We start from the raw sequence: 21,850 nt of genomic DNA on the forward strand, positions 1-21,850 counted from the left end.
GATCATCCGGGCGGCACGCGTTCACCATCACTGAACGCTTAGTTTATGAAGTATCCCATTCGACCGCTGTGAACAGCGTTCAGAAGCCGTATAAACGCATTTTCTGAGCGCCTGTAGAAAGATTTATATATAGTGTGTCCTACGTTTGAGACGAATCAGTCATGGCAGACAGTAACAAGGACACGATCGGTCGTCGAACGGTGCTCAGGGGCGCGGGACTCGCAGGGCTGGCGGGGCTCGCCGGCTGTGTCGGGACCGGAAACCCGACGCCCGAGTCGACGCCGACCGACAGTGGCAGCAGCGGCGGGGGGAGCAACTCGACGGAAGCGTCCGGCCCGCAGATGGCCCAGTCCGTGGAAGTGTGGGGCTGGGACGTCGCGGCGAAGTCGCTCGACCTCATCGACGAACCGTACGAACAGGCACACGGCGGCGACGTGACCATCACCCAGATTGGCCGCGCGGACCTGAAAGACAAGTTCAAATCGACGCTCCTCTCCGGCTCGGGTGCCCCCGGCGCGTCGATGATGGAGAGCGTCGACGCCGCCTCGTGGGTCAACACCGGCGGCCTGCGCGACATCTCCGGGTGGATCGCCGACGCCGGTATCGAGGACAAGTTCGTCAAGGGGAAGTGGGGGCCGCTGAAGAAGGACGGCGGCACGTACGCCCTCCCGTGGGACATCGGTCCCGTCGGGACGTTCTACCGCCGTGACGTGATGAACGAATACGGCATCGACCCGACGAGCGTCGAAACCTGGGACGAGTACATCGAGGAGGGGAAGAAGCTCCCGGACGACCAGTACCTGCTGAACCTCCCGACGAACGACTACGACGGGCTCTGGCGGATGATGTACCGCCAGCTCGGTGGCCAGCCGTTCACCGAGAGCGGTGCCGTCAACATCCACTCCGACAAGAGCCTGCAGGTCGCACGCATCCTCAAACGCATCCGCGAGTCCGGGGTCGCAAACGACCTCGCTTCCTGGTCGTCCGCGTGGTTCACAGCGTTCGGCAAGGGGACGACCGCCAGCCTCACCGCCGGGGCGTGGATCGAGGGGACGCTCAAGGCCGAACTCGGCGACACCGCCGGGAAGTGGGGCGTCATCAAGCCCCCGGCCATCGAAGCCGGTGGCTCCCGTGCCACGAACTGGGGTGGCTCGAATCTCACGATCGCCAAGCAGGTCTCCGACGAGACGGCCCGGCGCGCGTGGGACTACATGGCCTACACGCTCGGCCGGAAGGAGAGCCAGATCACGATGTACAAGGAGTACGGCATCTTCCCGGCGCTGAAAGCCGCCTACGAGTCTGAGGCGTTCGACCAGCCCCACCCGTTCCTCGACGGCCAGCGCGCAGGCCGGCTGTTCGCGGAGATCGCACCGAACATCCCGCCGTACCGCTACACCATCGACACCCCCGAGGTGACCAAGGCAATCAACACCCACTTCCGGGATATGATGACCGGCAAGAAGACGCCGAAACAGGCGGTCGACGCGGCCGCGGAACAGGTCGCAAACCGAACGGGCCGCGACCTCGCCTGAGGCCGTCCGATGGCCACGCAAGACACCGGACCACTCGTCGACGCCACCGTCAGGGACCGGCTTCGGTTCGCCCGGCAGTCGCTGAGCCGCCGGCTTCCCACCCCCGGCGAAGGCGTCGTCGGCTACCTCTTTCTGGTCCCCGCGTTCCTGCTGTTCGGGGTGTTCCTCGCCTTCCCCATCCTCTATACGCTGTATCTCTCCTTCTTCCGGTTCCGGGGCGTCAGCAACGAGACCATCCTCTGGATCGACACCGGCTTCTTCAGCTACCGGCTGACCCGCATCGCCGACCTCCAGTTCGTCGGCCTGCAGAACTACACGACGATGCTCTCCGACACCCTGTTCCATCAGGCGCTGTTCAACACGACGTTCATCCTCGTCGTGCAGGTGCCGCTGATGGTGGGACTCGCGCTCCTGTTCGCCGTGGCGCTCAACGCCTCGTTCGTGCGGTTCCGGGGCGTCTTCCGGACCGTGCTCGCGCTCCCCGTCTCCGCGAACCTCGTCGCCTACTCGACGGTGTTCCTCCTGATGATGCAGGAGTCCGGGCTCGTCAACTACGTGCTGTCGAGCGTCGGCCTGCCGACCATCCCGTGGCTGACCAGCTCCTTCTGGTCCCGGATGACCATCGTCGGCGCGGTCACCTGGCGCTGGACCGGCTACAACATGATCATCCTGCTGGCGGGGCTCCAGAACGTCCCCCAGCAGCTCTACGAGGCCGCGGAGATCGACGGCGCGAACCGGTTCGAGAAGTTCCGGTACGTCACCGTCCCGCAGCTCCGGCCGGTGCTGCTTTTCGTCTTCGTCACCTCCACCATCGGGACGTTCAAGCTGTTCAGCGAGCCCGTCATCATCAACGGTGGCGGCGCACCACTCGACTCCACCATCACCATCGTGCAGTACATCTACCAGACCGCGTTCATCGACTTCCGACTCGGCTACGCGAGCGCCCTCACCTACGTCCTCATCGGCGTGGTGAGCGTGCTCTCGGCCGTCCAGCTCCGTGCAGGGGGATCGAACGATGCGTGAGGAGACCCGTCGCGAGGCGGTGTGGCAGTTCCTCACCTACTCGTTCGTCATCCTCGGTGCGGTCGTGACGCTCGTCCCGCTCTACTGGATCGTCGTCGCGTCGACGCTCTCGGAGTCGCAGTTCCTCTCGTCGACCTCGCCGCGACTGCTGCCCGGCGACCAGTTCGTCGAGAACTTCCAGTCGCTACAGGCCCGCGAGAACGTCCAGTTCGTCGGCCACCCCGGCGAGATGACGCAGTTCATCGACATCGGGCCGATCTACGTCGCCTACGACTTCTGGAACCTCTGGAACATGGGGGCACTGGAGAGCAGCATCTTCGTGGCGACCGTCTACACGCTCCTGTCGCTGCTGCTCTGCTCGATGGCCGGCTTCGCCTTCGCGAAATACGAGTTCCGGTTCAAGACGCCCATCTTCTACGCCATCCTCGCGACGCTCATCCTCCCGATTCAGCTGCTCGTCATCCCGCTGTTCCTGTTGATGAGCCAGATCGGCCTCACGAACAGCTACTGGGCCATCATCCTGCCGTGGGCCGCGAACCCACTCGGCATCTTCCTGATGCGCCAGAACATGCGGTCGATACCGGACGCACTCTTAGAGTCGGCACGGATGGACGGCGCGACGGAGTTCCAGCTCTACTACAAGATCGCGCTGCCGACGATGAAGTCGTCGCTGGCCGCGCTCGCCATCATCCTCTTTCTGTTCCAGTGGAACCTCTTTCTGTTCCCACTCGTCATCCTCGAACAGGGGAAGTACACCATCCCGGTCGCCATCAATCAGCTGGTGGGGGCACAGCGTGTCTACTACGACCAGATCATGGTCGCCGCGTCGCTGTCTATCATCCCCATCTTCGTACTGTTCCTCTTCCTGCAGAAACAGTTCGTGAGCGGTATCCTCGCAGGCTCGGTCAAGGAGTAATCCATGTCAACGATCACACTCGACACGGTACGGAAGGAGTTCGACACCGGCGACGAGCGCATCGTCGCCGTCGAAGACATCGACCTGGAGATACGCGACGGGGAGTTCCTCGTCCTCGTCGGCCCCTCCGGGTGCGGCAAGACGACGACGCTCCGGTGTATCGCCGGACTGGAGGACATCACGAGCGGGGCGATCAGGTTCGGTGACGACGACGTGACCGGCCTGCGCGCCCGCGAGCGGGACGTCGCGATGGTGTTCCAGAACTACGCGCTCTACCCGCATATGAACGTCCGGAAGAACATCGGCTTCGGGCTGAAGCTCTCGACCCAGCGCACCGCCGCGGAGATCGACGAGCAGGTGGAGTCCGTCGCCGAGATGCTCGGCATCGAGGACCTGCTCGGCCAGAAGCCGAAGGAGCTCTCCGGCGGGCAACAGCAGCGCGTCGCCCTCGGTCGCGCCATCATCCGCGACCCGGAGGCGTTCCTGATGGACGAACCGCTCTCGAACCTCGACGCGAAGCTCCGTTCGCAGATGCGGACGGAGCTCCAGACGCTCCAGCACGAGCTCGACGTCACCACCGTCTACGTCACCCACGACCAGACGGAGGCGATGGCGATGGGCGACCGCATCGCCGTGATGAACGACGGCGAACTCCAGCAGGTCGGCTCCGCCGAGGAGGTGTACCGCAGTCCGGTCAACGAGTTCGTCGCGGATTTCATCGGCTCGCCGAGCATCAACGTCTTCGACGCCACCGTCGAGGACGGCGTGCTCCACGGCCCCGGGGAGTTCAGCTACGCGCTCTCGGACCCGAGCCCCGTCGAGGGGTACGACCGGGTTCGCGTCGGCATCCGCCCGGAGGACATCACGCTCGTCGCCGACGGGATCCCCATCGAGACGAACGTCCTCGAACCGATGGGCAACGAGAACTTCCTGTACGCCACGCTCGGCGACCGGGACCTCACGGCCCGTATCGCGGCGACGACCCGGCCACAGCCGGGCGACATCGTGGAGTTCGACTTCGCGGAGTCGTCGCTCTACCTGTTCGACCCCAAGGACGGTGCCGCGCTCAAGACGAAGACGGACGGCGAGAGCGACCTGCCGTCCGGGGCGGAGCTCGCGGAGGTGGCTGAGTAGATGCGAATCGTCGATTACGAGCTCTATCACGTCCCCCCGCGCTGGCTGTTCCTGCGGCTGGAGACCAGCGACGGGCAGGTCGGCTGGGGCGAGCCCGTCGTCGAGGGGCGCTCGCGAACCGTGGAGGCGGCCGTCGAGGAGCTGCTCGACACCTACCTGCTCGGGGAGGACCCGACGCCCATCGAGGACCACTGGCAGACGATGTACCGCGGCGGCTTCTACCGCGGCGGTCCCGTCCTCATGTCGGCCATCGCCGGCATCGACCAGGCGCTGTGGGATCTGAAAGGAAAGCAGTTCGGCGCGCCCGTCTACGAACTGCTCGGTGGGCGGGCCCGCAACCGCATCCGCGTCTACCAGTGGGTCGGCGGCGACCGCCCGGAGGGGGTCGCACAGGCCGCCCGCGAGAAGGTCGACGAGGGATTCACCGCCCTGAAGATGAACGCGACGGCGGAGATGCGGCGCGTCGACAACCCCGCATCCATCGAGGCCGCACGCGAGCGGCTCGCCACCGTCCGGGAGACGGTCGGCCCAGAGGTCGACATCGGCGTCGACTTCCACGGCCGGGTCTCGAAGCCGATGGCGAAGCGCCTCGCCAAGGCGCTCGAACCGTACGACCCGATGTTCATCGAGGAGCCGGTGCTCCCCGAACACAACGACGCGCTGCCGGAGATCGCCGAACACACCACGGTCTCCATCGCCACCGGCGAGCGGATGTACTCCCGGTGGGATTTCAAGGAGGTGTTCGAGGACGGCGCGGTCGACATCATCCAGCCCGACCTCTCGCACGCCGGCGGCATCACCGAGGTGAAGAAGATCGTCGGGATGGCGGAGGCGTACGACGTGGCCATGGCCCCCCACTGCCCGCTCGGCCCCATCGCGCTGGCCGCGTGTCTGCAGGTGGACGCCTGCTCCCCGAACGTCCTCATCCAGGAGCAGAGCCTCGATATCCACTACAACGAGACGAGCGACGTGCTCGACTACCTCGCCGATCCGTCGGTGTTCGACTTCGAGGGGGGCTACGTCAACCTCCCCGAGGACCCCGGGCTCGGCATCGAGATCAGCGAGTCGCACGTCCAGGAGCTCGCCGGTGAAGTCGACTGGCACAACCCCGTCTGGCGTCACGAGGACGGCAGCGTCGCGGAGTGGTGACGATGGAGCGATTCACCGACGACGTGGCCGTCGTCACCGGCTCTACCAGAGGTATCGGCGCCGGCGTGGCGAAACGGCTCGCCCGCGAGGGCGCACGCGTGGTCGTCACCGGTCGCACCCGCGAGGCGGGGGCGGCCACCGTCGCCGCCATCGAGGCCGAGGGCGGCGAAGCCGTCTTCGTCGAGGCGGACATGCGCGACCCGGAGGAGATCGCCGCGCTGTTCGACGCGACAGTGGAAGCGTACGGCTCGCTCGACGTGCTCGTCAACAACGCGGGCGTCGAGACGAACACCGCCGTCGACGAGGCCACGATGGACGACTGGGCGTTCGTCGTCGAGACCGACTTCCGGTCGTTCTGGCTCTGCGCCCGCGAGGCCGCCGACCGGATGGACGAGGGGGCCATCGTCAACACCTCCTCGAACCACGCCTTCCTCACCACGCCCGAGCTGTTCCCGTACAACGCGGTGAAGGCGGGGATCAACGGGATGACGCGAGCGATGGCGCTCGATCTGGGACCGCACATCCGGGTCAACACCGTCAACCCCGGCTGGGTCGCCATCGAGCGGACGATGGGGGAGATGGACGACGAGTACCGCGCACACCTCGAGTCCATCCACCCCGTCGGCCGCATCGGCACCCCCGAGGACGTCGCCGCCGCCGTGGCGTACCTCGCCAGCGACGAGGCCGGCTTCGTCACCGGCGCGAACCTGCTCGTCGACGGTGGCCGGACCGCCGTCATGCAGGACGACACGCTCCCGAACTACCGGGAGCGCCGGCTGGCGCTCGACGAGGACGATGAGAACGGCGAGAGGGACGACTGATGCGGGCCACGGCTGGGGCGATGTCGGTTACGTACGACCCCGACTCGGCCCGCATTCGAGTCGCGCGCGACGGGACCCGACTGCTCGCGGGGCGGCTGAACCTCGTGAGCGACGCGAGCGACGAGCTCGTGGTCGACCTCGACCTGACAGCCGCCGACGGCGCGGTCGATATCGCGCTCACCGTGGAGAACCGCGGCGAGACCCCAGTACGGCTGGACGCCGTGTGCCCGTTCGACGGAGCCGAGACCCCGTTCGGCCCCACCGACCGCGTGTTCGAACACGGCTACCAGTCGTGGTCCCCGACCGCGACTCTCCCACTGGACGAGCGGTTCCCGCCGGAGACCGACCGGTCCCGCCCGCAGATGGTGGACCTCGCGGCCCCCGACGACGCGCGGACCAGCCACGCGGTGACCGCGCTCACCGGCGACCCCGGAACGCTGACGCTCGGCTTTCTCGAGCACGAGACATCGCTGACGCGGTTCGACCTCCGGACGGACGGGGAGACGACCGTCACCGCGACCTGTCCCTTCGACGGCGTCACGCTCGCCCCCGGGGAGACGCGCGAGGTGCCGACGCTCCGGGTCGATGCCAGCCGCTCCGTTTCGGATGCGCTGTCCGGCATCGCCGACACCGTCGCCGGGCGGATGGACGCACGGGTCCCCGAGCGAGCGCCGACCGGCTGGTGCTCGTGGTACCACTACTTCACCGACGTGACGGCCGAGGACGTCCGCGAGAACGTCGCCCGCCTCGACGACTGGGGCGTCCCCCTCGACGTGGTCCAACTGGACGACGGCTACGAGGCCGCCTTCGGCGACTGGCGGACGCTCGCCGAGGGGCTCGACGACATGCGCGCGCTGTGTGACGACATCACTGAGGCGGGCCACACCCCCGGACTCTGGCTCGCTCCCTTCTACGTGCAGGCCGACTCCGCGCTCGTGACCGAGCATCCGGAGTGGCTGGTCACCGAGAACGGCGAACCGGTCGACGCGGGCGCCCGTCACGGCCCGATGTACGCGCTCGACACGACCCACCCCGGCGTCACGGAGTGGCTCACGGAGACGTTCGAGACGGTGGTCGACGACTGGGGGTTCGACTACCTCAAGCTGGATTTCCTCTACGCGGCCGCGCTCCCCGGGGCCCGGCATGAGAACGTGACCCGCGCCGAGGCCTATCGGCAGGGGCTCCGGACCATCCGCGAGGCCGTCGGCGACACCTTCCTCCTCGGCTGTGGCGCCCCGGGGTTCCCGAGCGTCGGGCTCGTCGACGCAATGCGGATCGGCCCCGACACCGCCCCCTACTGGCGCCGCGCCGGCGAGAGCGCGAGCCAGCCAGCCCACGAGAACGCCGTCCGGAACGTCCTCAACCGCCAGTTCACCCACCGACGCCTCTGGCTTTCGGACCCCGACTGCCAGCTCGTCCGGACGACGACCGATCTCACGACGGCCGAGCGCGAATCCTTCGCGGCGCTCGTCGCCCTCCTCGGCGGGGCGAACGTCCTCAGCGACGCGGTCGCAGAGATCGACGCCCCCGGAAGACGGCTGTTCGAGCGGACGCTCCCACCCGTCCACGACGGCCGGGTGGCGGGGCTCACCGGCCGGGAGTTCCCCGACCGGGTCGTCACCGAGCGAGACGCGGACGGCGCCGTCGCCGTGGCGGCGTTCAACTGGGCCGACGAGCCGCAAACGGTGACGGTCGACCCCGCGGCTCACCTCGAGGGCGATGCCGTCGGCTGGGTCGCGCTCGGCGAGGGAGCAGCGGAGAACCGCGTCCACGAGGGGTCCATCCACCGGACCGTCCCCGCCCACGGCGTCCTGCTCGTCCACGCTGCGCCCGCCCGCGACCGGCCGCACCTGCTGGGCGCGCACCACCTCGCGAACGCGGGCGAGCACGTCACCGCGACCGACTGGGACGGGCGGACGCTCGCCGTGGAAGCCACGGAAGCCCTGACGCTCGTCGCGGCCACGCCCGACCGCTGGCACTCCGACGCGACCGACAGTGAACCGACCGACGAAACGACGACGCTCCGGGTAACCCCCGGCACGACCACCTTCCAGTTCTCCGACGAATGACAGACGCTTCGACCCGACGCGACGACCGCACCGACCGAACGACGCCACGCATCGGCGTCTGCTACTTCCCCGAACACTGGCCCCGCGACCGGTGGGCGACCGACGTCCAGCAGATGGCCGAGGCGGGCATCGAGGTCGTCCGCATGGGTGAGTTCTCGTGGGGGCGACTCGAACCCAGCCGCGGCGAGTTCGACTTCGAGTGGCTCGACACCGCCGTCGAGTTGCTCGGCGAGGCCGGCATCGACGTGGTGCTGTGTACCCCGACGGCGACCCCGCCGAAGTGGCTCGTCGACGAGCATCCGGAAATCCTCCAGGAGGAATCCGACGGCACGGTCCGGGACTTCGGGAGCCGCCGTCACTACTGTTTCAACTCGGCGGTCTACCGCGAAGAGACCACCCGCATCGTCGAACGGCTCGCGGCCCGCTACGCCGACTCCCCGCACGTCGTCGGCTGGCAGACGGACAACGAGTACGGCTGTCACCGGACCATCCGGTGTTACTGTGCCGACTGTGCGGCGGCGTTCCGCGACTGGTGTCACGAGCGGTACGACGACATCGAGACCCTCAACGAGACGTGGGGGAACACCTTCTGGAGCCAGCAGTACGGCTCCTTCGCGGCCATCGACCCGCCGCGACACACGGCGGCCGAACACCACCCCTCGCGGCTGCTCGACTACGGCCGGTTCGCCTCCGACAGCGCCGTCGCCTACAACGAACACCAGGCCGCGCTGTTGCGCGAGGCGAACGACGACTGGTTCGTCACCCACAACTTCATGGGGAACTTCCCCACCCTCGACGCCTTCGACGTGCGCGAGTCGCTGGAGTTCGCGACGTGGGACTCCTACCCGACCGGGTTCGCCCAGGACCGCTCGCTCGGCCCGCAGACGGCAGATCGCCTCCGCGCCGGCGACCCCGACCAGGTGAGCCTGAACCACGACCTCTACCGCGGTCCCCGTGGCTTCTGGGTGATGGAACAACAGCCCGGTGACATCAACTGGCCGCCGTACGCCCCCCAGCCCGGCGAGGGCGCGATGCGGCTGTGGGCCCACCAGGCGGTCGCCCACGGTGCAGAGGCCGTCTGCTACTTCCGCTGGCGGCGCTGCCGGCAGGGGCAGGAGCAGTATCACGCGGGACTGCGCCGGCACGACGGGAGCCCGGACCGGGGCTACCACGACGCCCAGCAGGCCGCAGGGGAGTTCGCCGAGTTGGAGCTCACGGGCGTCGACGCCCCCGTCGCGCTCTGTTTCAGCTACGACGACCTCTGGGCGCTGTCGGAGCAGCCCCATTCCCCCGACTTCGACTACTGGTGGCTCGCCGGCGCGTTCTACCGGGCGCTTCGCGGCCGGGGTGTGCAGGTCGACGTGGTCGACCCCACGGCCGACCTCGGGGAGTACGCCGCCGTCGTCGCCCCGACGCTCCATCTCGTCGACGAGACGCTCGCCGACCGACTGACCGAGTACGTCGCCGACGGCGGCCAGCTCCTGGTCGGCCCCCGCTCGGGCTACAAACTCCCCGGGAACCGCCTCCAGCCGGCGCTGGCCCCCGGGCCGCTCACCGACCTCGTCGGGGGGCACGTCGACCAGCACGAGAGCCTCCCGGCGTCGCTGGAGACCAAACTCAGCTACCGCGGGGAGCGCTACGAGTACGAAATCTGGGGGGAGTGGCTCGTCCCCGACGAGGCGAGAGTCACCGGCGAACACGAGACGGGAACTGCGGCCGGCAAGCCCGCCCTGCTCGAACACGCGGTCGGCGAGGGGGACGTGGCCTACTGCGGCGTCCAGCCCGGAGACGACCTCGCGGACGCCGTCGTCACCGACCTCCTCGACCGCGCGGAGGTCGACCGGACCGACCGGCTCCCCCCGACGGTCCGGGTGGCCCGCCGCGGCGACCTGACCTGGGTCCTGAACTTCGGGGGCGACCCCGTGGAGGCCGAGGTTCCCGCCGATGCCGAGTGGGTCGTCGGGAGCGAGACCGTCCCCGGCTACGGCGTGGGTGTCACGGACGCCCCTCTTTCGACCGTGACGCTTTGCGAGACGTAGGACGCTTTGCGAGACGTAGGACGCTTTGCGAGACGCAGGACGCTTTGCGAGACGCAGGACGCTCCGCGAACCCTACAGCGTGTAGTCGTTCTCTCCCGTCTCCGACTCGAGGAACGCGACGAGCAGGTCGAGACAGGCCTCCACGTCCCGGTAGTGGACGGCCTCGACCGGCGTGTGGAGATACCGCGTCGGGAAGGAGATGGCGCCAGCGGGCCGCGCACCCCCGGCGCGCTGGAGGTTCGCGGTGTCGGTGCGCCCGGCGACCATGATCTCCCGCTGGACGGGGATCTCCTCGGCGGTCGCCACGCGCTCGAGCCGTCTGTTCACCTTCCGGTTCGTGATGACCCCGCCGTCTTTGAGTTTGATACCCGCACCCTCGCCGAGCCGGGTGACGGCGTTCTCGCTGTCGAAGCCCGGAACGTCGTTCGCGATGGTCGTGTCGAGCGAGATGGCGAGGTCCGCATCGGAGTCCGCGCCGAGCGCTTCCGCACCCCGAAGCCCGACCTCCTCCTGTGTCGTCGCCGCGAGGTGGACGGTGACGGGTGGGGTGTCGAGCCGCCGGGCGACCTCCACGAGCGCGAACACCGACACCCGGTTGTCGACCGACTTCCCGGAGACGTGCTCCCCGACGATTTCGGTCTCCTGGTCCATCGTCACGAGGTCACCCACCGCGACCCGCTCGTCGACCGCCTCACTGGGGAGCCCAAGGTCGATATACGCGTCCTCGATTTCGGGCTTCTTCGACAGCTCCTCGTCGTCCAGCGTGTGCGGCGGGGAGGAGCCGATGACGCCCGGGAGGTCGCCGTCGTCGGTGTGGACCGTGACGCGCTGAGCGCGGAGGATGCGCGGGTCCCACCCCCCGAGCGGTTCGAGTTTGAGAAAGCCCGCGTCGGTGACGTGTTTCACCATGAACCCGATCTCGTCCATGTGGGCGGCGACGACGACCGAGTAGTCCGACGCCCCCTCGATGGTCGCGACGAGGTTCCCCATCGCGTCGGTCGTGATGGCGTCGGCGTGGCTGTCGAACTCCCGGCGAAGGACGTCCCGAACACGCTGTTCGTAGCCGGGGACGCCGCTGGTCTCTGTCAGCTCCCTGAGTAAGTCGAAATCGAACTCGAAGTCGGCGGGGTCCATACCCCGCTTCGGGGAGGCGGCGACTTAACCGTTAGACGTTCCGGTCGACGACGAACCGCGTGAACGCCGCGAGCGTGTCGGCGGTCTCCGGGTCGAGGTCGGCCTCGCCGAGGTAGTCGCGGGCGTCCTGTGCCAGCCCCAGGGCGACCTCGCGAGCGTACTCGACCGAGCCGGCCTCCCGCATGATGTCGATGGCCTCCAGCACCTCGTCGTCGGTGTTCTCCTCGGCCCACAAAAGCTCCTCCAGCCGCGCGACCGACGCCGGGTCGGCGTGTTCCGCGGCGTGGATGGCCATGAGCGTCTTCTTCCCCTCGCGGATGTCGTTCCCGATCCCCTTCCCGAACGCGCCGCCGTGGTCCATCGCGTGTTCCACGTCGAGGATGTCGTCGGCGATCTGGAAGGCGATGGACATCGACTGGGCGTAGTCGGCGACGGTCGCCTCTTCCGACTCGTTGCCCGTGACGATGGCGGCGAGCCGGGCGACGATGCGGCCGAGACAGCCCGTCTTGCACGCACACATCTCCAGATAGGCGTCCTCGTCGACCCGGATTTCGCGTTCGTTGTGCCACTGGATGTCCATCCCCTGCCCGAGATGCGTCCGGTTGAGTTCGTGGGTGAGCATCTCGTAGGCCGCGAGTCGCGTCTCGGGAGGCAGATTCGCGGGGTCGCGGGTGATGACCTTCAGCGGGAGGAAGTACATCGCGTTCCCCGCGTTGAGCGCGATGTCCGTGCCGAACTGGTGGTGGAGCGCCTCCTCTCCCCGGCGCATCGACGCCGAGTCCTCCACGTCGTCGACGATGATGGTCCCGTTGTGGAGGATCTCCGGGATGCAGGCGTACGGCAGGTAGCCGTGTGGGTCCTCACCGAACCCCTCGACCAGCAGCAGGAAGACGACGGCTCGCCACCGCTTCCCACCTCTGTCGAGGAGGTTCCACAGCGGGTCCGCGAGCCCCTCCTGGATCGAGACGGGGTCGTAGGCGTAGGCGGGGGCACCGAAGAACTCCGCGAGGTACGCCTCGGTGATCTCCCGTGGGAGGAGGTCGGCGATTGCGTCGTCGATGACCGGCCGCCACTCCTCGAGTACCTCGCGCATGTTCCGTCGCTTGCGTGGCCGGGATAAAACCCTTGCGCGGTGCGGGCCCGATGCGGCGCGACACCACGGGACGAAATCACTATCCGCGCGGCGGGCGCGGGTCGGGTATGCACTGGATCGCCGAGACGTTCACCTCCGATACCGGGTGGTCACATCTGGAGTCGCTCGTCGAGTGGAACCGCATGGCCGGCAGCGACGGAGAACGCGCCGCAGCAGAGGCCACACGCGACGTGCTCGCCGACCACGCGCGCAACGCCCACCTCCGAGAGTTCGACATCCAGGGGTGGGAGCGCGGTGCCTCCAGTATCGAAGCCGACGGCGACCACGAGTGTCTCGCCCTCCCGCGCTCGCCCGCGGGCGAGGCGACCGGTGCGTTCGTCGACCTCGGCTACGGTCTGCCCGAGGACTTCGAGGCCGACCTCGAGGGGAAGATCGTCATGGTCGCCTCGAACGTCCCCTCGTGGTACGGCCGGCTCATCCACCGGCGCGAGAAGTACTACCACGCCGTCGAGGCCGGCGCCGCGGGGTTCGTCTTCCGGAACCACATCGAGGGCTGTCTCGCGCCGACGGGGAGCGTCGGCACCGCGGAGGCACCCATCGGCGAGATTCCCGCCGTCGGCGTCTCCAAGGAGGTCGGCAGCACCCTCGCCCGCCGGTTCGAGGGCGAGGAACTCACCGTACAGGTGGACTGCGAGACGCCACAGGCCACCTCCCAGAACGTCCACGCCGAACTCGGTCCCGACACCGACGAACGCGTCCTCGTCACGAGCCACGTCGACGCCCACGACATCGCGGAGGGGGCGATGGACAACGGCGCAGGCACGGCGATGGTGGTCGAACTCGCGCGGGCGCTCGCCGCCCGCGAGGCGGAGCTGGAGACCAAGGTGGAGTTCGTCTGCTTCGGTGCGGAGGAGGTGGGGCTTCTCGGCTCCGAGTATCTCGCCGAGCAGGTGGACCAGTCGACGATAAAGGCCGTCCTCAACAACGACGGGGTCGTCCAGGGGCGCAACCTGACCTTCTACACCCACGGGTTCGCGGGGCTCCGAGCCGCCGTCGAGACCGTCGGTGACCGCATGGGCCACCCGATGGAGGTGAACCCACAGCTCGGCCCCCACTCGGACCACTGGCCGTTCGTCGTTCACGGCACCCCCGGTATCCACGTCTACGCCGAGACCGGCGCGGAGGGCCGCGGCTGGGGCCACACGCGCGCGGACACCCTCGACAAACTCGAGAAACGGGATCTGCGGGAACAGGCCGTCCTCCTCACGGAGCTGGCCGTGGCGCTCGCGAGTAGGGAGACGGAGCTGGAGCGCAAGGACGAAGCGGAGCTCGTCGAGCGGTTAGAGCAGGAAGACCTCGCGGAAGGGATGAAGATAACGGGAGACTGGCCGTTTTAGATGATGCTGTTCCAGACCGGCGCGATGACGAAGAACAGGGTCTGATAGAGGATGTACAAAAGCGCGAGCAGGGAGGCCGCGATGGCGCTCTTGGGGCGCTCGATGTCGATCTCACGCCGTGCCTCCACCTTTCGGGACTCGAACTCGAAGAGATCAGAGATGAAGATGGCGAGCACGAGCGTCCCGAACACGACGCCGCCGTGCTGGTGGACGGTCATGTAGTAGAACGTCCCCACGACGAGCAGGAAGCTCGTCGCGACGCGCAGCGGGTGTCGGGTGATGGCCTCGGCCCCACCCTCCGCGGCCTGCGATTTGATCTGGTTGAATTCGATCCCGCGAGCGACGATGTTCGCGAGGAGCAGTCCCAACAGCACGTATCCGATGTACGGCGCGAGAATCGCGTCGACAGGTCCGAACAGCGACACGGACGGTTCCATATCTGGGCATCGGTTCGTCACCCATTAAGGTGTTTCCAATCGCGCCGTCAGGCGAGTTGGAAGCTCACGAGGACGCTAGTCCTCGGGGTGTTTCCAATCGCGCTATGGACCACCCCCGACCGCCGGGAGCCGCCCCACCTACTCGAAGAACCCGGTCGCGAACTCGGTGCTGACGAACGTCAACTCCTCCTCGGTCGCGAGCGTGACGGGCGTCGCGGTGTCGATACTCCCGAGGCGGCGGTCGTCGACGAGGAGTTCGACGGCGGCCTCGTCGCGTTCGACCCGGAGTTCGAGGTCCTTCGCGGGGAGCACCCAGTCGTCCGCGTCGGTCGCGAACGGCGAGATGGGGACGACGGCGAGCCCCGTATCCGGCGCGACGACGGGGCCACCGGCAGTACGGGCGTAGCCGTGGCTCCCGACGGGGGTGGCGACGACGACTCCGTCCGCGCGGAAGCGCGCGACCCGCTCGCCGCGGGAGTGGATGGCGTACTCCGAGATGCGCGCGGGCTGTTCGGTGACGAGCATCGTATCCGAGAGCGCGGTGTGGGTGCCGAGCGACGAGTCGACCGTGAGAAGCGGGTGGGTGACGGGGGACCAGTCACCCGCGAGGAACGCGGCGATGGCGTCCGTGGCGTCGACACCGGGAACGGAGGGGAGCCCGCGACCCGCGTCCACGGGGACCACCGGCTTCGCGGGGGGGTCCGCCGCGAGCTCGGAGATGGCCGTGGGTCCAACGGCGACGATGGCGTCGGCGGCGTCGGTCTCGTCGACGGGGACGCCACCAGCGACCTCGATGGCCTCCGCGAGGGGCGTCGGTCCCACGACGGCGAGCCGCGTTTCGCCCGAGAGCTCACTCATCGTGGCAAACTGCGCGGGGGGAAGGGAAAAGACTGCGGGATTACTCGGGGTGGTCGGGCTTGCCGGCGCGCCACTGCTGGAACTCCTTGAACGCCGGGATGATGACCCAGAACGTGAGCGCACCGAGGATGGCGAACCAGAACAGCGCGTCCTTGAGGATGATCGCAAGCTGGTCGTACACGGTGAGTCCCTGCGTCGGGTCGGGCGCGATGAGCTGCTGGAGGCTCTCGAAACTGGGCGTGTTGTACCAGCCCGCGAGCGTCATCCAACCGAGGCCCGCCGTCACGAGGATACCGAACCCCTTCGCGAATTCGTCAGCCATTACCCGACGGTTAGTCAGCGCCATCTTTAGGCTTTCCCATTCCCTGAGCACGGAACCGGGTCGAAAAGGCGTAGGTGCCGGCCCCGACCGCGATGGCCGCGAGCCCCGCGACGGCGAGGACGACGTTGATGTCGTCGACCGCGGCGGTCGCGCGCTGGGTCGCGCTGTCGAGGAGGATAAACCCGAGGACGACCATCACGACGGCGAACAGGGTGGAGAAGACGGTGACGGCCTTGTACACCTCGAGGGGCACCTCGACATCGCGGCCGCTCGGACCCGATTCTGACATGAGAGAAGAGAGGGGTGGTGCCTACTTCACTTCGGCGGACGCAGCCGGTAGTACCGGCGGTTCAGCTCGAACATGTACCCCTCGCGCATGGACTTGAACACCGCGTAGCTGATGAACCCGCCCACGAACGGCAGCAGGAACGCCAGGTCGAACAGCAGGTGCGAGTCCATCGGCACGAGGTTCTTGACCGCGAGCGCACTGATAGTGATGGCGAAGATGACGCCGAAGACACCCACTGCGCCCCAGAACGGCTGCTCGACGGGTCGCCGCGCCGACCCCTTGTTGAGGAACGGCACGATGGCGATGAAGCCGACGACCACGAGGTTCGCCAGCACACCGTACGTCCGGTCGGCCATCAGCTTCTGTCCACCGAGGATGGACAGCGACGGGTTCAGCGGCCCGAGCTTGAGCAGCCCGAACGACCAGTAGAGATACCAGTCGGGCAGGATGATGGCGGGCGTCTGTGACGGGTTCGCCGGCGGGCCGATGTGTGGCGGCATCGACGCCGACAGGAAGATGATCATCCCCACGAAGAAGCTCGTCAACGCGAGGTTGCGGATCATCTCGTGTGGCCACGCCGGGAACGCGAGCACGTCGCGTTCGACGTAGTCCGACTCGATGCGGAGGTCCTGGTCCTCACGCCGAGCCCGTTCGAAGTACTCGTACGTCAGCCGTGAGAGCCCTTCCGTGCGCTGTTTCCGCTCCAGCCACGTCGGGGTCTCGTCGTCCGGGGGCACGATACCCGTGCCGTCCGTGACGATCTCTTCGGAGTTGGTGTCGTCGCTCATGATACTAGTGCGGCTCCGCGATCCCCTGCATCCACACGATACCGATGTGGATGGCGATGAGGGTGGTCGTGATGAACGGCAGGAAGAACACGTGTAGGATGTACATCCGCTGTAACGTGCTCTGGCTCAGGGTGAACCCGCCGAACAACAGCTGTGCAGCCCACTCACCGGCGAGCGGGATTGAGAGGCTCATCTCGACGCCGATCTGGCCCGCCCAGAAGGCGAGCTGGTCCCACGGCAGGAGGTAGCCGGTGTACCCGAACACCATCGTCAGCGAGATGAGCACGATGCCGATGATCCAGTTGAGTTCGCGCGGCTCCTTGTACGACCCCGTGAAGTAGACACGGAGCATGTGCAGGAACACCGCGGCGACCATCACCTGCGCCGCCCAGCGGTGGAGGCTCCGGAGGAAGAAGCCGAGCCGCAAGTCGGTCATGATGAAGGTGATGGAGTTGTACGCCGTCGACGGGTCACCGGTGGTCGCGGGGCTGTAGTAGAAGCCCAGCATCGCCCCGGAGATGGCGGCGACGACGTACGCGATGGTACTGAACGACCCCAGCGCGTAGAGGGGGTACCAGTACCAGAACTTGTTGTCGAGGTTGTACTGTTCCGTGTGGCTCTTCGGCATCTGCATGTTGACCTTGTAGTACAGGTCCTCGAGCAGTTCGAGGTAGTCAACGATGCGGAGACGCTTGTCGAGCCACATCAGGACGGTGAGGTAGGTGACCTCGACGGGAGTGAGGTCCTTCTCACGCATCCAGCCGTCGTGGTCGAGTTCGTCTTTGCGTTCTAGACTCATGGGTTACTCCTCCGGCCGCGGCAGGGCCACGAACGATTTCCTCACGGGGCTAAAGGGGTCGTACACCGACTGGTGGCACTGACAGTACACCTCGTTGGCCGCACCGAACTTCGCCGAGTCCTGGTAGGCCTTGAAGCCGGGGACACAGCAGAAGTGGGTACACTTGTCGAGCCACGCGATACAGCCCTCGGCGGTCGCCGCGTTGATGAACTCGTCCTCCTGGGCGAGCTGTTCGATCCTGGTCGACCGGACGACCTGAACCGGAATCGTCGACTGCGGCTCCACGTCGACGGAGCGCCAACTGGCCATCGCGGGCTTCCCGATACCCGCTTTCCCGATGCCGTTGCCCCACTCCTCGTAGTTCGAGAACATATCGAGGTGGAGCTTTTCGCCGGCTTCGAGGTCCTGCATCCAGGCGTAGGTGTTCCCGGCACCGGACGCGACCCGGAAGAAGTTGTCCTGGTCCGCACCGGGACGAATGCCCGGATAGGTCTGGACACCACAGTACTGGAACCACTGCGAGGAGTAGGTCTCCCCGCCGAGTTCCATCTTGGCGACCTGTATCGTACGGCCGCCCTCCGTGACCTCCTCGACGTCGGGCCAGATGCCCTTCAAAAAGCCCTCGGAGTCGATCTCGAGGGGGATGATGGGCATCCCGCGCGGCGCGGGACCGTCCGTGTTCTCGATGCCGACGTACTGCGTGATACCGCCACCCGCGCCGGTCGAGGACGTGGCCGTGCCGATGGTGGCGGCGGCCCCCGTCCCCACGCTGGCGAGCGTGGCGGAGCCGACGACGCCCTTGACGAAGCGTCGGCGGCCGGATTCGGTCGGATATTTATCGTCTGCTGACATTGTTATCGCTTGTAGTATGGGTAGATCGCGCGTTTGAGGCTCTCGACCGCGTCACCGCCGAGGGTCGTCCCGTCGACGTCCTCCTCGCGGATGTAGAGGTCCTCCCACTTGCGACGGCGCTTCTTCACGATCATCACGTCCGGGAGGAACTCCTTCCGGTAGAGCAGCATGATGAACGCGAGGTCGATGAAGATGACCGCGAGTACGCCGCCGAGGAACATGTTCCCGAACTCGGAGAAGCCCCAGCCGGAGAGCAGGCCGTAGGTGAACAGGCCGATGAACAGCACCTCGACGACGGTGAGTAGCACGATAGCGATGGCCGCCGCGGTCGATTCGCGGGCTGGCTCGTACCGGTGGATGTCACCGTAGGTGTTGTTGCCGGAGCTCATTATCGGTTCCCTCCGCTGGCGTGGGGCGACTCACCGTACTTCAGCTGGAAGAACGTGAACACCAGCGAGACGAAGATGGCGAGGATGGTCGCGATTCCGACGAAGTGCGCCTGAATCGGCACCCCCATGTGCTCGGGGTCGACCTCGCCACCGCCGGCCGGCGTCGGGGCCTGCCCGGTCTCGTTCACGACGACTTTCCCCACCATGCCCGCGCTCTGGTGCGGGGCACAGTAGTACGAGTACTCGCCCAGCGTCTCGAACGTGTGGGAGTACGTGTGACCGGTGTCGTACAGCGTCGCGGCGTCACCCTCCGTGCCTTCCCAGCCAGCACCCTCGGGCTGGGAGTCGACGACGATGTTGTGGTCGTCGGAGTCCCACTCCCAGGTGACGGTGCCGCCTTTGGCGACGTACACCGTTGCGGGGTCGAACACGAGGCTGCCACCGGGACCGACCACGACGGTCTTCTCCTCCTGTGCTGCGGCCGTGCCGGAGGCGGCAACGGCACCGGCGGCGGCTGTCACGCCACCGGCAGACCGCAGAAAGTCCCGTCTATTCATGGACATGCGTGACTCGGGATTGTTCGCGTATAAACCCACCGAACACGGCGCGGACGCCGGGGTTTTCCCGCGATTCGGCCGTCTCGCCCCGCGTCGATGGCCTCGCGCACGGGGGCGCGTCCGGCCGGGTGGCCACGCGCGAGAGCGGCCGGGCGAGTGGTCATTCGGTGGTCACTCATCCTCCGTGGTGAGCTCCCCCTCGGCTTCGAACTCCGGGAGGAACGCCGGCCGTTCGTCCGAGTCGATACCGATCGCACGGAGCCGATTGCGGTACTCCTCCGCCCGGAACGTATCGGAGAGTCGGGCGTTCGCGACGGTCGTGAAGAGCAGGACGCCGATGAAGAGGAACCCGACGCCGGCGACGCCGGCGATGAGCCCCAGCTCCTGGGTCAGCAGGGCGCCACCGGCGAGGACGAGCCCCGCGATGACCTGCATCCCCGCGATGATCTGGAGCATCAGGTTGCCGAACTCCCCGCTCCCCTCGGGGACCTCCATCGGCTTCGGGAGGAGGTCGCCCTCCGGCATCGGCGGGACGTCGTAGTCGTCCATCGAGCACAGCGCCACGGAGGGTTTCACGTCCCGAAGCACCGTCCCCTGCCCCTCGACGCTGCCGTCCCCGTAGACGATGGCGTACCCCTCGTCGGAGTACGCCACCAGCCGTTCGGGGTTCTCGTGGCGTTCGATGCGGGCGAACACGTCACGGTTGCGGATGCGGGTCTTGAGGTCGGCTTCCAGTCTATCGAGCAGTTCCGTCCCCGTGATCCACGTCTCGGGGTCGAAGACGGCCTCCCACTCCTCCAGCGTCATCCGCTCCATGTCCTCGGGCCGGAAGTTCTCGAAGTCGTATTTCTCCTCGACCTGCTTGCGGAGCTCCTCGGTGGAGAGCTCCCGCTCGGCCTCCTCGCGGAGTTCCTCCGTCGAGGGCTCCGCCTCGTCGTCGTCCGTCGCTGGCTCGGACCGGGAATCCGCCATCGCGTTCCCTTGGAACGGCTTCGGTAAACCGTTTCCGGAGCGCCCGCTTTCGGCACCCTAATGCCGGCTCACTCCCTACGAGCGGGCAATGTTCGGCCTCCCGGACGCCGTCGTGGCGACCGTCGTCGCGGTCGCGCTCACGCTCGCCCTCCCCTGTTTCCTCTACGGCGCGTGGATCATGATCGACGCCGAGGCCGTGACGTGGAGGGTGCTCACGTACCACCTGAAGTTCGTCCTCACCGGCCTCACCCTCACGACCGTCCCCCTCGTGTTCTGGATGGCCCCCCGGCTGTTCGACCAGCTCGGGGGGTACGCCGTCCTCCACGCCTTCCTCGGCGTGCAGGCCTACGCCTTCCTCCTGTTCGGGGGGACGGGCATCGTCCGCATCTTCAAGGCGAAGTGGGAACACGACCTGTATCACGACTACGACGAGGACGTCCTGCTCGATGAGATCGGCGACGAGAACATGCGTTTCTGGCGGCGCCGCCTCCGCATCGGCGTCTTCGGCTACACGTTCTTCTGGATTCTCGCGTGGCTCACGGGACTTTCCAGATACGTGATAAAGTATCTCTTATAAGTTCACCACGCCTCGCCGCTCGCGAGGTCGACCTCGTGGTCGAGCTTCGAGGAGGGGCAGATGTCCTCTAACACGCAGTCCGAGCAGTCGGGGTTCCGCGCCGTGCAGGTCGCCCGCCCGTGCTCGATGAGCAGGTGGGTGTACTCCTTCCAATCCTCCTCCGGGACGATGGTCATCAGGTCCCGTTCGATCTTCCCAGGAGTCTCCTCCTCCGTCAGCCCCAATCTGCGAGAGATGCGCCGGACGTGGGTGTCCACGACGATTCCTTCGGTCAAATCGTGGCCGTGCTGGAGCACCACGTTCGCCGTCTTCCGGCCCACGCCGGGCAGGTCCGTGAGCGCGGCCATGGTGTCCGGCACCTCCCCGTCGTGTTCGTCGATGAGTATCTGGGCCGACTCCTTGAGGTAGGAGGCCTTGCTGTTGTGGAAGGTGATGCCGTAGATGTCCTCCGCGAGCTGTTCCTCCGAGGCGGTCGCGTAGTCCTCCGGTGTCCGGTATTTCTCGAACAGCTCGGCGGTGACCTCGTTCACGCGCTCGTCCGTGCACTGTGCGGAGAGGACGACGGCGAAGAGCAGTTCGAGCCGATTAGAAAAGTCGAGCGAGATGGTCGGGTCCGGATACTCCTCGTACAGGCGGTCGAGCACCTCGACGACCTGGTCCTCGCGAGAATCGAGTGGCGTGCCCATACCGGGAGACAGCGCGC

At 67.1% G+C, this 21,850-nt stretch carries 23 protein-coding genes; 10 read left to right on the forward strand and 13 right to left on the reverse strand.

The features are described 5' to 3' along the window. Positions 1-161: 161 nt before the first annotated feature. From ACQUQR_RS05870 to ACQUQR_RS05905, 8 genes are read left to right on the forward strand one after another with little or no spacing between them, the layout of a single operon-like run. Positions 162-1,532, forward strand: coding sequence for an extracellular solute-binding protein (locus tag ACQUQR_RS05870; RefSeq protein ID WP_435195521.1), 1,371 nt, complete (start codon positions 162-164; stop codon positions 1,530-1,532). A 9-nt stretch (positions 1,533-1,541) separates the two neighbouring features. Next, positions 1,542-2,555 carry a carbohydrate ABC transporter permease gene (locus ACQUQR_RS05875; RefSeq protein WP_435195522.1) on the forward strand — a complete coding sequence of 338 codons (1,014 nt, stop codon included), beginning with the start codon at positions 1,542-1,544 and terminating at the stop codon, positions 2,553-2,555. Further along, a complete protein-coding gene (locus tag ACQUQR_RS05880) occupies positions 2,548-3,471 on the forward strand; it encodes a carbohydrate ABC transporter permease (protein WP_435195523.1) in 924 nt (307 codons plus the stop codon). Before ACQUQR_RS05875 ends, ACQUQR_RS05880 begins: the two co-directional genes overlap by 8 nt. A gap of 3 nt (positions 3,472-3,474) precedes the next feature. Then, the gene (locus tag ACQUQR_RS05885; RefSeq protein WP_435195524.1) at positions 3,475-4,605 is read left to right on the forward strand and encodes an ABC transporter ATP-binding protein; all 1,131 of its coding nucleotides are present in this window, start codon (positions 3,475-3,477) and stop codon (positions 4,603-4,605) included. After that, positions 4,606-5,754, forward strand: a complete 1,149-nt coding sequence (dgoD, locus tag ACQUQR_RS05890; protein WP_435195525.1) for a galactonate dehydratase — start codon at positions 4,606-4,608, stop codon at positions 5,752-5,754. 2 nt (positions 5,755-5,756) lie between these two features. Next, the gene (locus ACQUQR_RS05895) at positions 5,757-6,575 is read left to right on the forward strand and encodes an SDR family NAD(P)-dependent oxidoreductase (RefSeq protein ID WP_435195526.1); all 819 of its coding nucleotides are present in this window, start codon (positions 5,757-5,759) and stop codon (positions 6,573-6,575) included. Further along, positions 6,575-8,644, forward strand: coding sequence for a glycoside hydrolase family 36 protein (locus tag ACQUQR_RS05900; protein WP_435195527.1), 2,070 nt, complete (start codon positions 6,575-6,577; stop codon positions 8,642-8,644). Before ACQUQR_RS05895 ends, ACQUQR_RS05900 begins: the two co-directional genes overlap by 1 nt. Further along, complete coding sequence (locus ACQUQR_RS05905) at positions 8,641-10,683, forward strand: beta-galactosidase (protein WP_435195528.1); 2,043 nt, start codon at positions 8,641-8,643, stop codon at positions 10,681-10,683. The genes ACQUQR_RS05900 and ACQUQR_RS05905 overlap by 4 nt, the downstream gene beginning before the upstream one ends. Positions 10,684-10,755: 72 nt before the next feature. Here the strand turns inward: ACQUQR_RS05905 and ACQUQR_RS05910 are convergent, their stop codons facing one another. Beyond that, on the reverse strand, positions 10,756-11,817 hold the full coding sequence (locus ACQUQR_RS05910; protein ID WP_435195529.1) for a M42 family metallopeptidase: 1,062 nt from the start codon (positions 11,815-11,817) through the stop codon (positions 10,756-10,758). Positions 11,818-11,848: 31 nt separating this feature from the next. Further along, complete coding sequence (locus ACQUQR_RS05915; protein ID WP_435195530.1) at positions 11,849-12,910, reverse strand: polyprenyl synthetase family protein; 1,062 nt, start codon at positions 12,908-12,910, stop codon at positions 11,849-11,851. 107 nt (positions 12,911-13,017) lie between these two features. Here ACQUQR_RS05915 and ACQUQR_RS05920 point away from each other — a divergent pair, with 107 nt between their 5' ends. Next, entirely contained in the window at positions 13,018-14,307 is a 1,290-nt protein-coding gene (locus ACQUQR_RS05920; RefSeq protein WP_435195531.1) for a M20/M25/M40 family metallo-hydrolase, read from the forward strand. Here the strand turns inward: ACQUQR_RS05920 and ACQUQR_RS05925 are convergent. From ACQUQR_RS05925 to ACQUQR_RS05970, 10 genes are all read right to left on the reverse strand, one after another. Then, positions 14,304-14,744 (reverse strand): DUF7313 family protein, encoded by a 441-nt coding sequence (locus tag ACQUQR_RS05925; protein WP_435195532.1) that lies wholly within the window; start codon positions 14,742-14,744, stop codon positions 14,304-14,306. The genes ACQUQR_RS05920 and ACQUQR_RS05925 overlap by 4 nt on opposite strands. 138 nt (positions 14,745-14,882) lie before the next feature. After that, positions 14,883-15,602, reverse strand: a complete 720-nt coding sequence (locus tag ACQUQR_RS05930) for an ATP-NAD kinase (protein ID WP_435195533.1) — start codon at positions 15,600-15,602, stop codon at positions 14,883-14,885. A 40-nt stretch (positions 15,603-15,642) separates the two neighbouring features. Continuing rightward, a complete protein-coding gene (locus ACQUQR_RS05935; protein ID WP_435195534.1) occupies positions 15,643-15,924 on the reverse strand; it encodes a DUF7314 family protein in 282 nt (93 codons plus the stop codon). A gap of 10 nt (positions 15,925-15,934) precedes the next feature. After that, complete coding sequence (locus ACQUQR_RS05940) at positions 15,935-16,213, reverse strand: DUF7315 family membrane protein (protein WP_435195535.1); 279 nt, start codon at positions 16,211-16,213, stop codon at positions 15,935-15,937. Between the two features lie 26 nt (positions 16,214-16,239). Next, positions 16,240-17,001, reverse strand: coding sequence for a cytochrome bc complex cytochrome b subunit (locus tag ACQUQR_RS05945; RefSeq protein WP_435195536.1), 762 nt, complete (start codon positions 16,999-17,001; stop codon positions 16,240-16,242). 4 nt (positions 17,002-17,005) lie between these two features. Continuing rightward, a complete protein-coding gene (locus ACQUQR_RS05950; RefSeq protein WP_435195537.1) occupies positions 17,006-17,800 on the reverse strand; it encodes a cytochrome b in 795 nt (264 codons plus the stop codon). A 3-nt stretch (positions 17,801-17,803) separates the two neighbouring features. Continuing rightward, positions 17,804-18,652 (reverse strand): ubiquinol-cytochrome c reductase iron-sulfur subunit, encoded by an 849-nt coding sequence (locus ACQUQR_RS05955; protein WP_435195538.1) that lies wholly within the window; start codon positions 18,650-18,652, stop codon positions 17,804-17,806. A gap of 2 nt (positions 18,653-18,654) precedes the next feature. Further along, positions 18,655-19,041 (reverse strand): DUF7318 family protein, encoded by a 387-nt coding sequence (locus ACQUQR_RS05960; RefSeq protein ID WP_435195539.1) that lies wholly within the window; start codon positions 19,039-19,041, stop codon positions 18,655-18,657. Further along, the gene (locus ACQUQR_RS05965) at positions 19,041-19,598 is read right to left on the reverse strand and encodes a plastocyanin/azurin family copper-binding protein (RefSeq protein WP_435195540.1); all 558 of its coding nucleotides are present in this window, start codon (positions 19,596-19,598) and stop codon (positions 19,041-19,043) included. The genes ACQUQR_RS05960 and ACQUQR_RS05965 overlap by 1 nt, the downstream gene beginning before the upstream one ends. Positions 19,599-19,769: 171 nt before the next feature. Next, complete coding sequence (locus tag ACQUQR_RS05970) at positions 19,770-20,570, reverse strand: DUF7319 domain-containing protein (RefSeq protein WP_435195541.1); 801 nt, start codon at positions 20,568-20,570, stop codon at positions 19,770-19,772. 88 nt (positions 20,571-20,658) lie between these two features. On the opposite strand from ACQUQR_RS05970, the gene ACQUQR_RS05975 reads away from it, so the two are divergent. Next, positions 20,659-21,147, forward strand: coding sequence for a DUF7321 family protein (locus ACQUQR_RS05975; protein WP_435195542.1), 489 nt, complete (start codon positions 20,659-20,661; stop codon positions 21,145-21,147). A gap of 2 nt (positions 21,148-21,149) precedes the next feature. On the opposite strand, the gene nth is transcribed toward ACQUQR_RS05975, so the two are convergent. Then, a complete protein-coding gene (gene nth / locus ACQUQR_RS05980) occupies positions 21,150-21,833 on the reverse strand; it encodes an endonuclease III (protein WP_435195543.1) in 684 nt (227 codons plus the stop codon). Positions 21,834-21,850: the final 17 nt, after the last annotated feature.

Origin of the sequence: Natronomonas sp. EA1, assembly GCF_051195035.1 — an archaeon.
GTDB lineage: Archaea > Halobacteriota > Halobacteria > Halobacteriales > Haloarculaceae > JBNTJV01.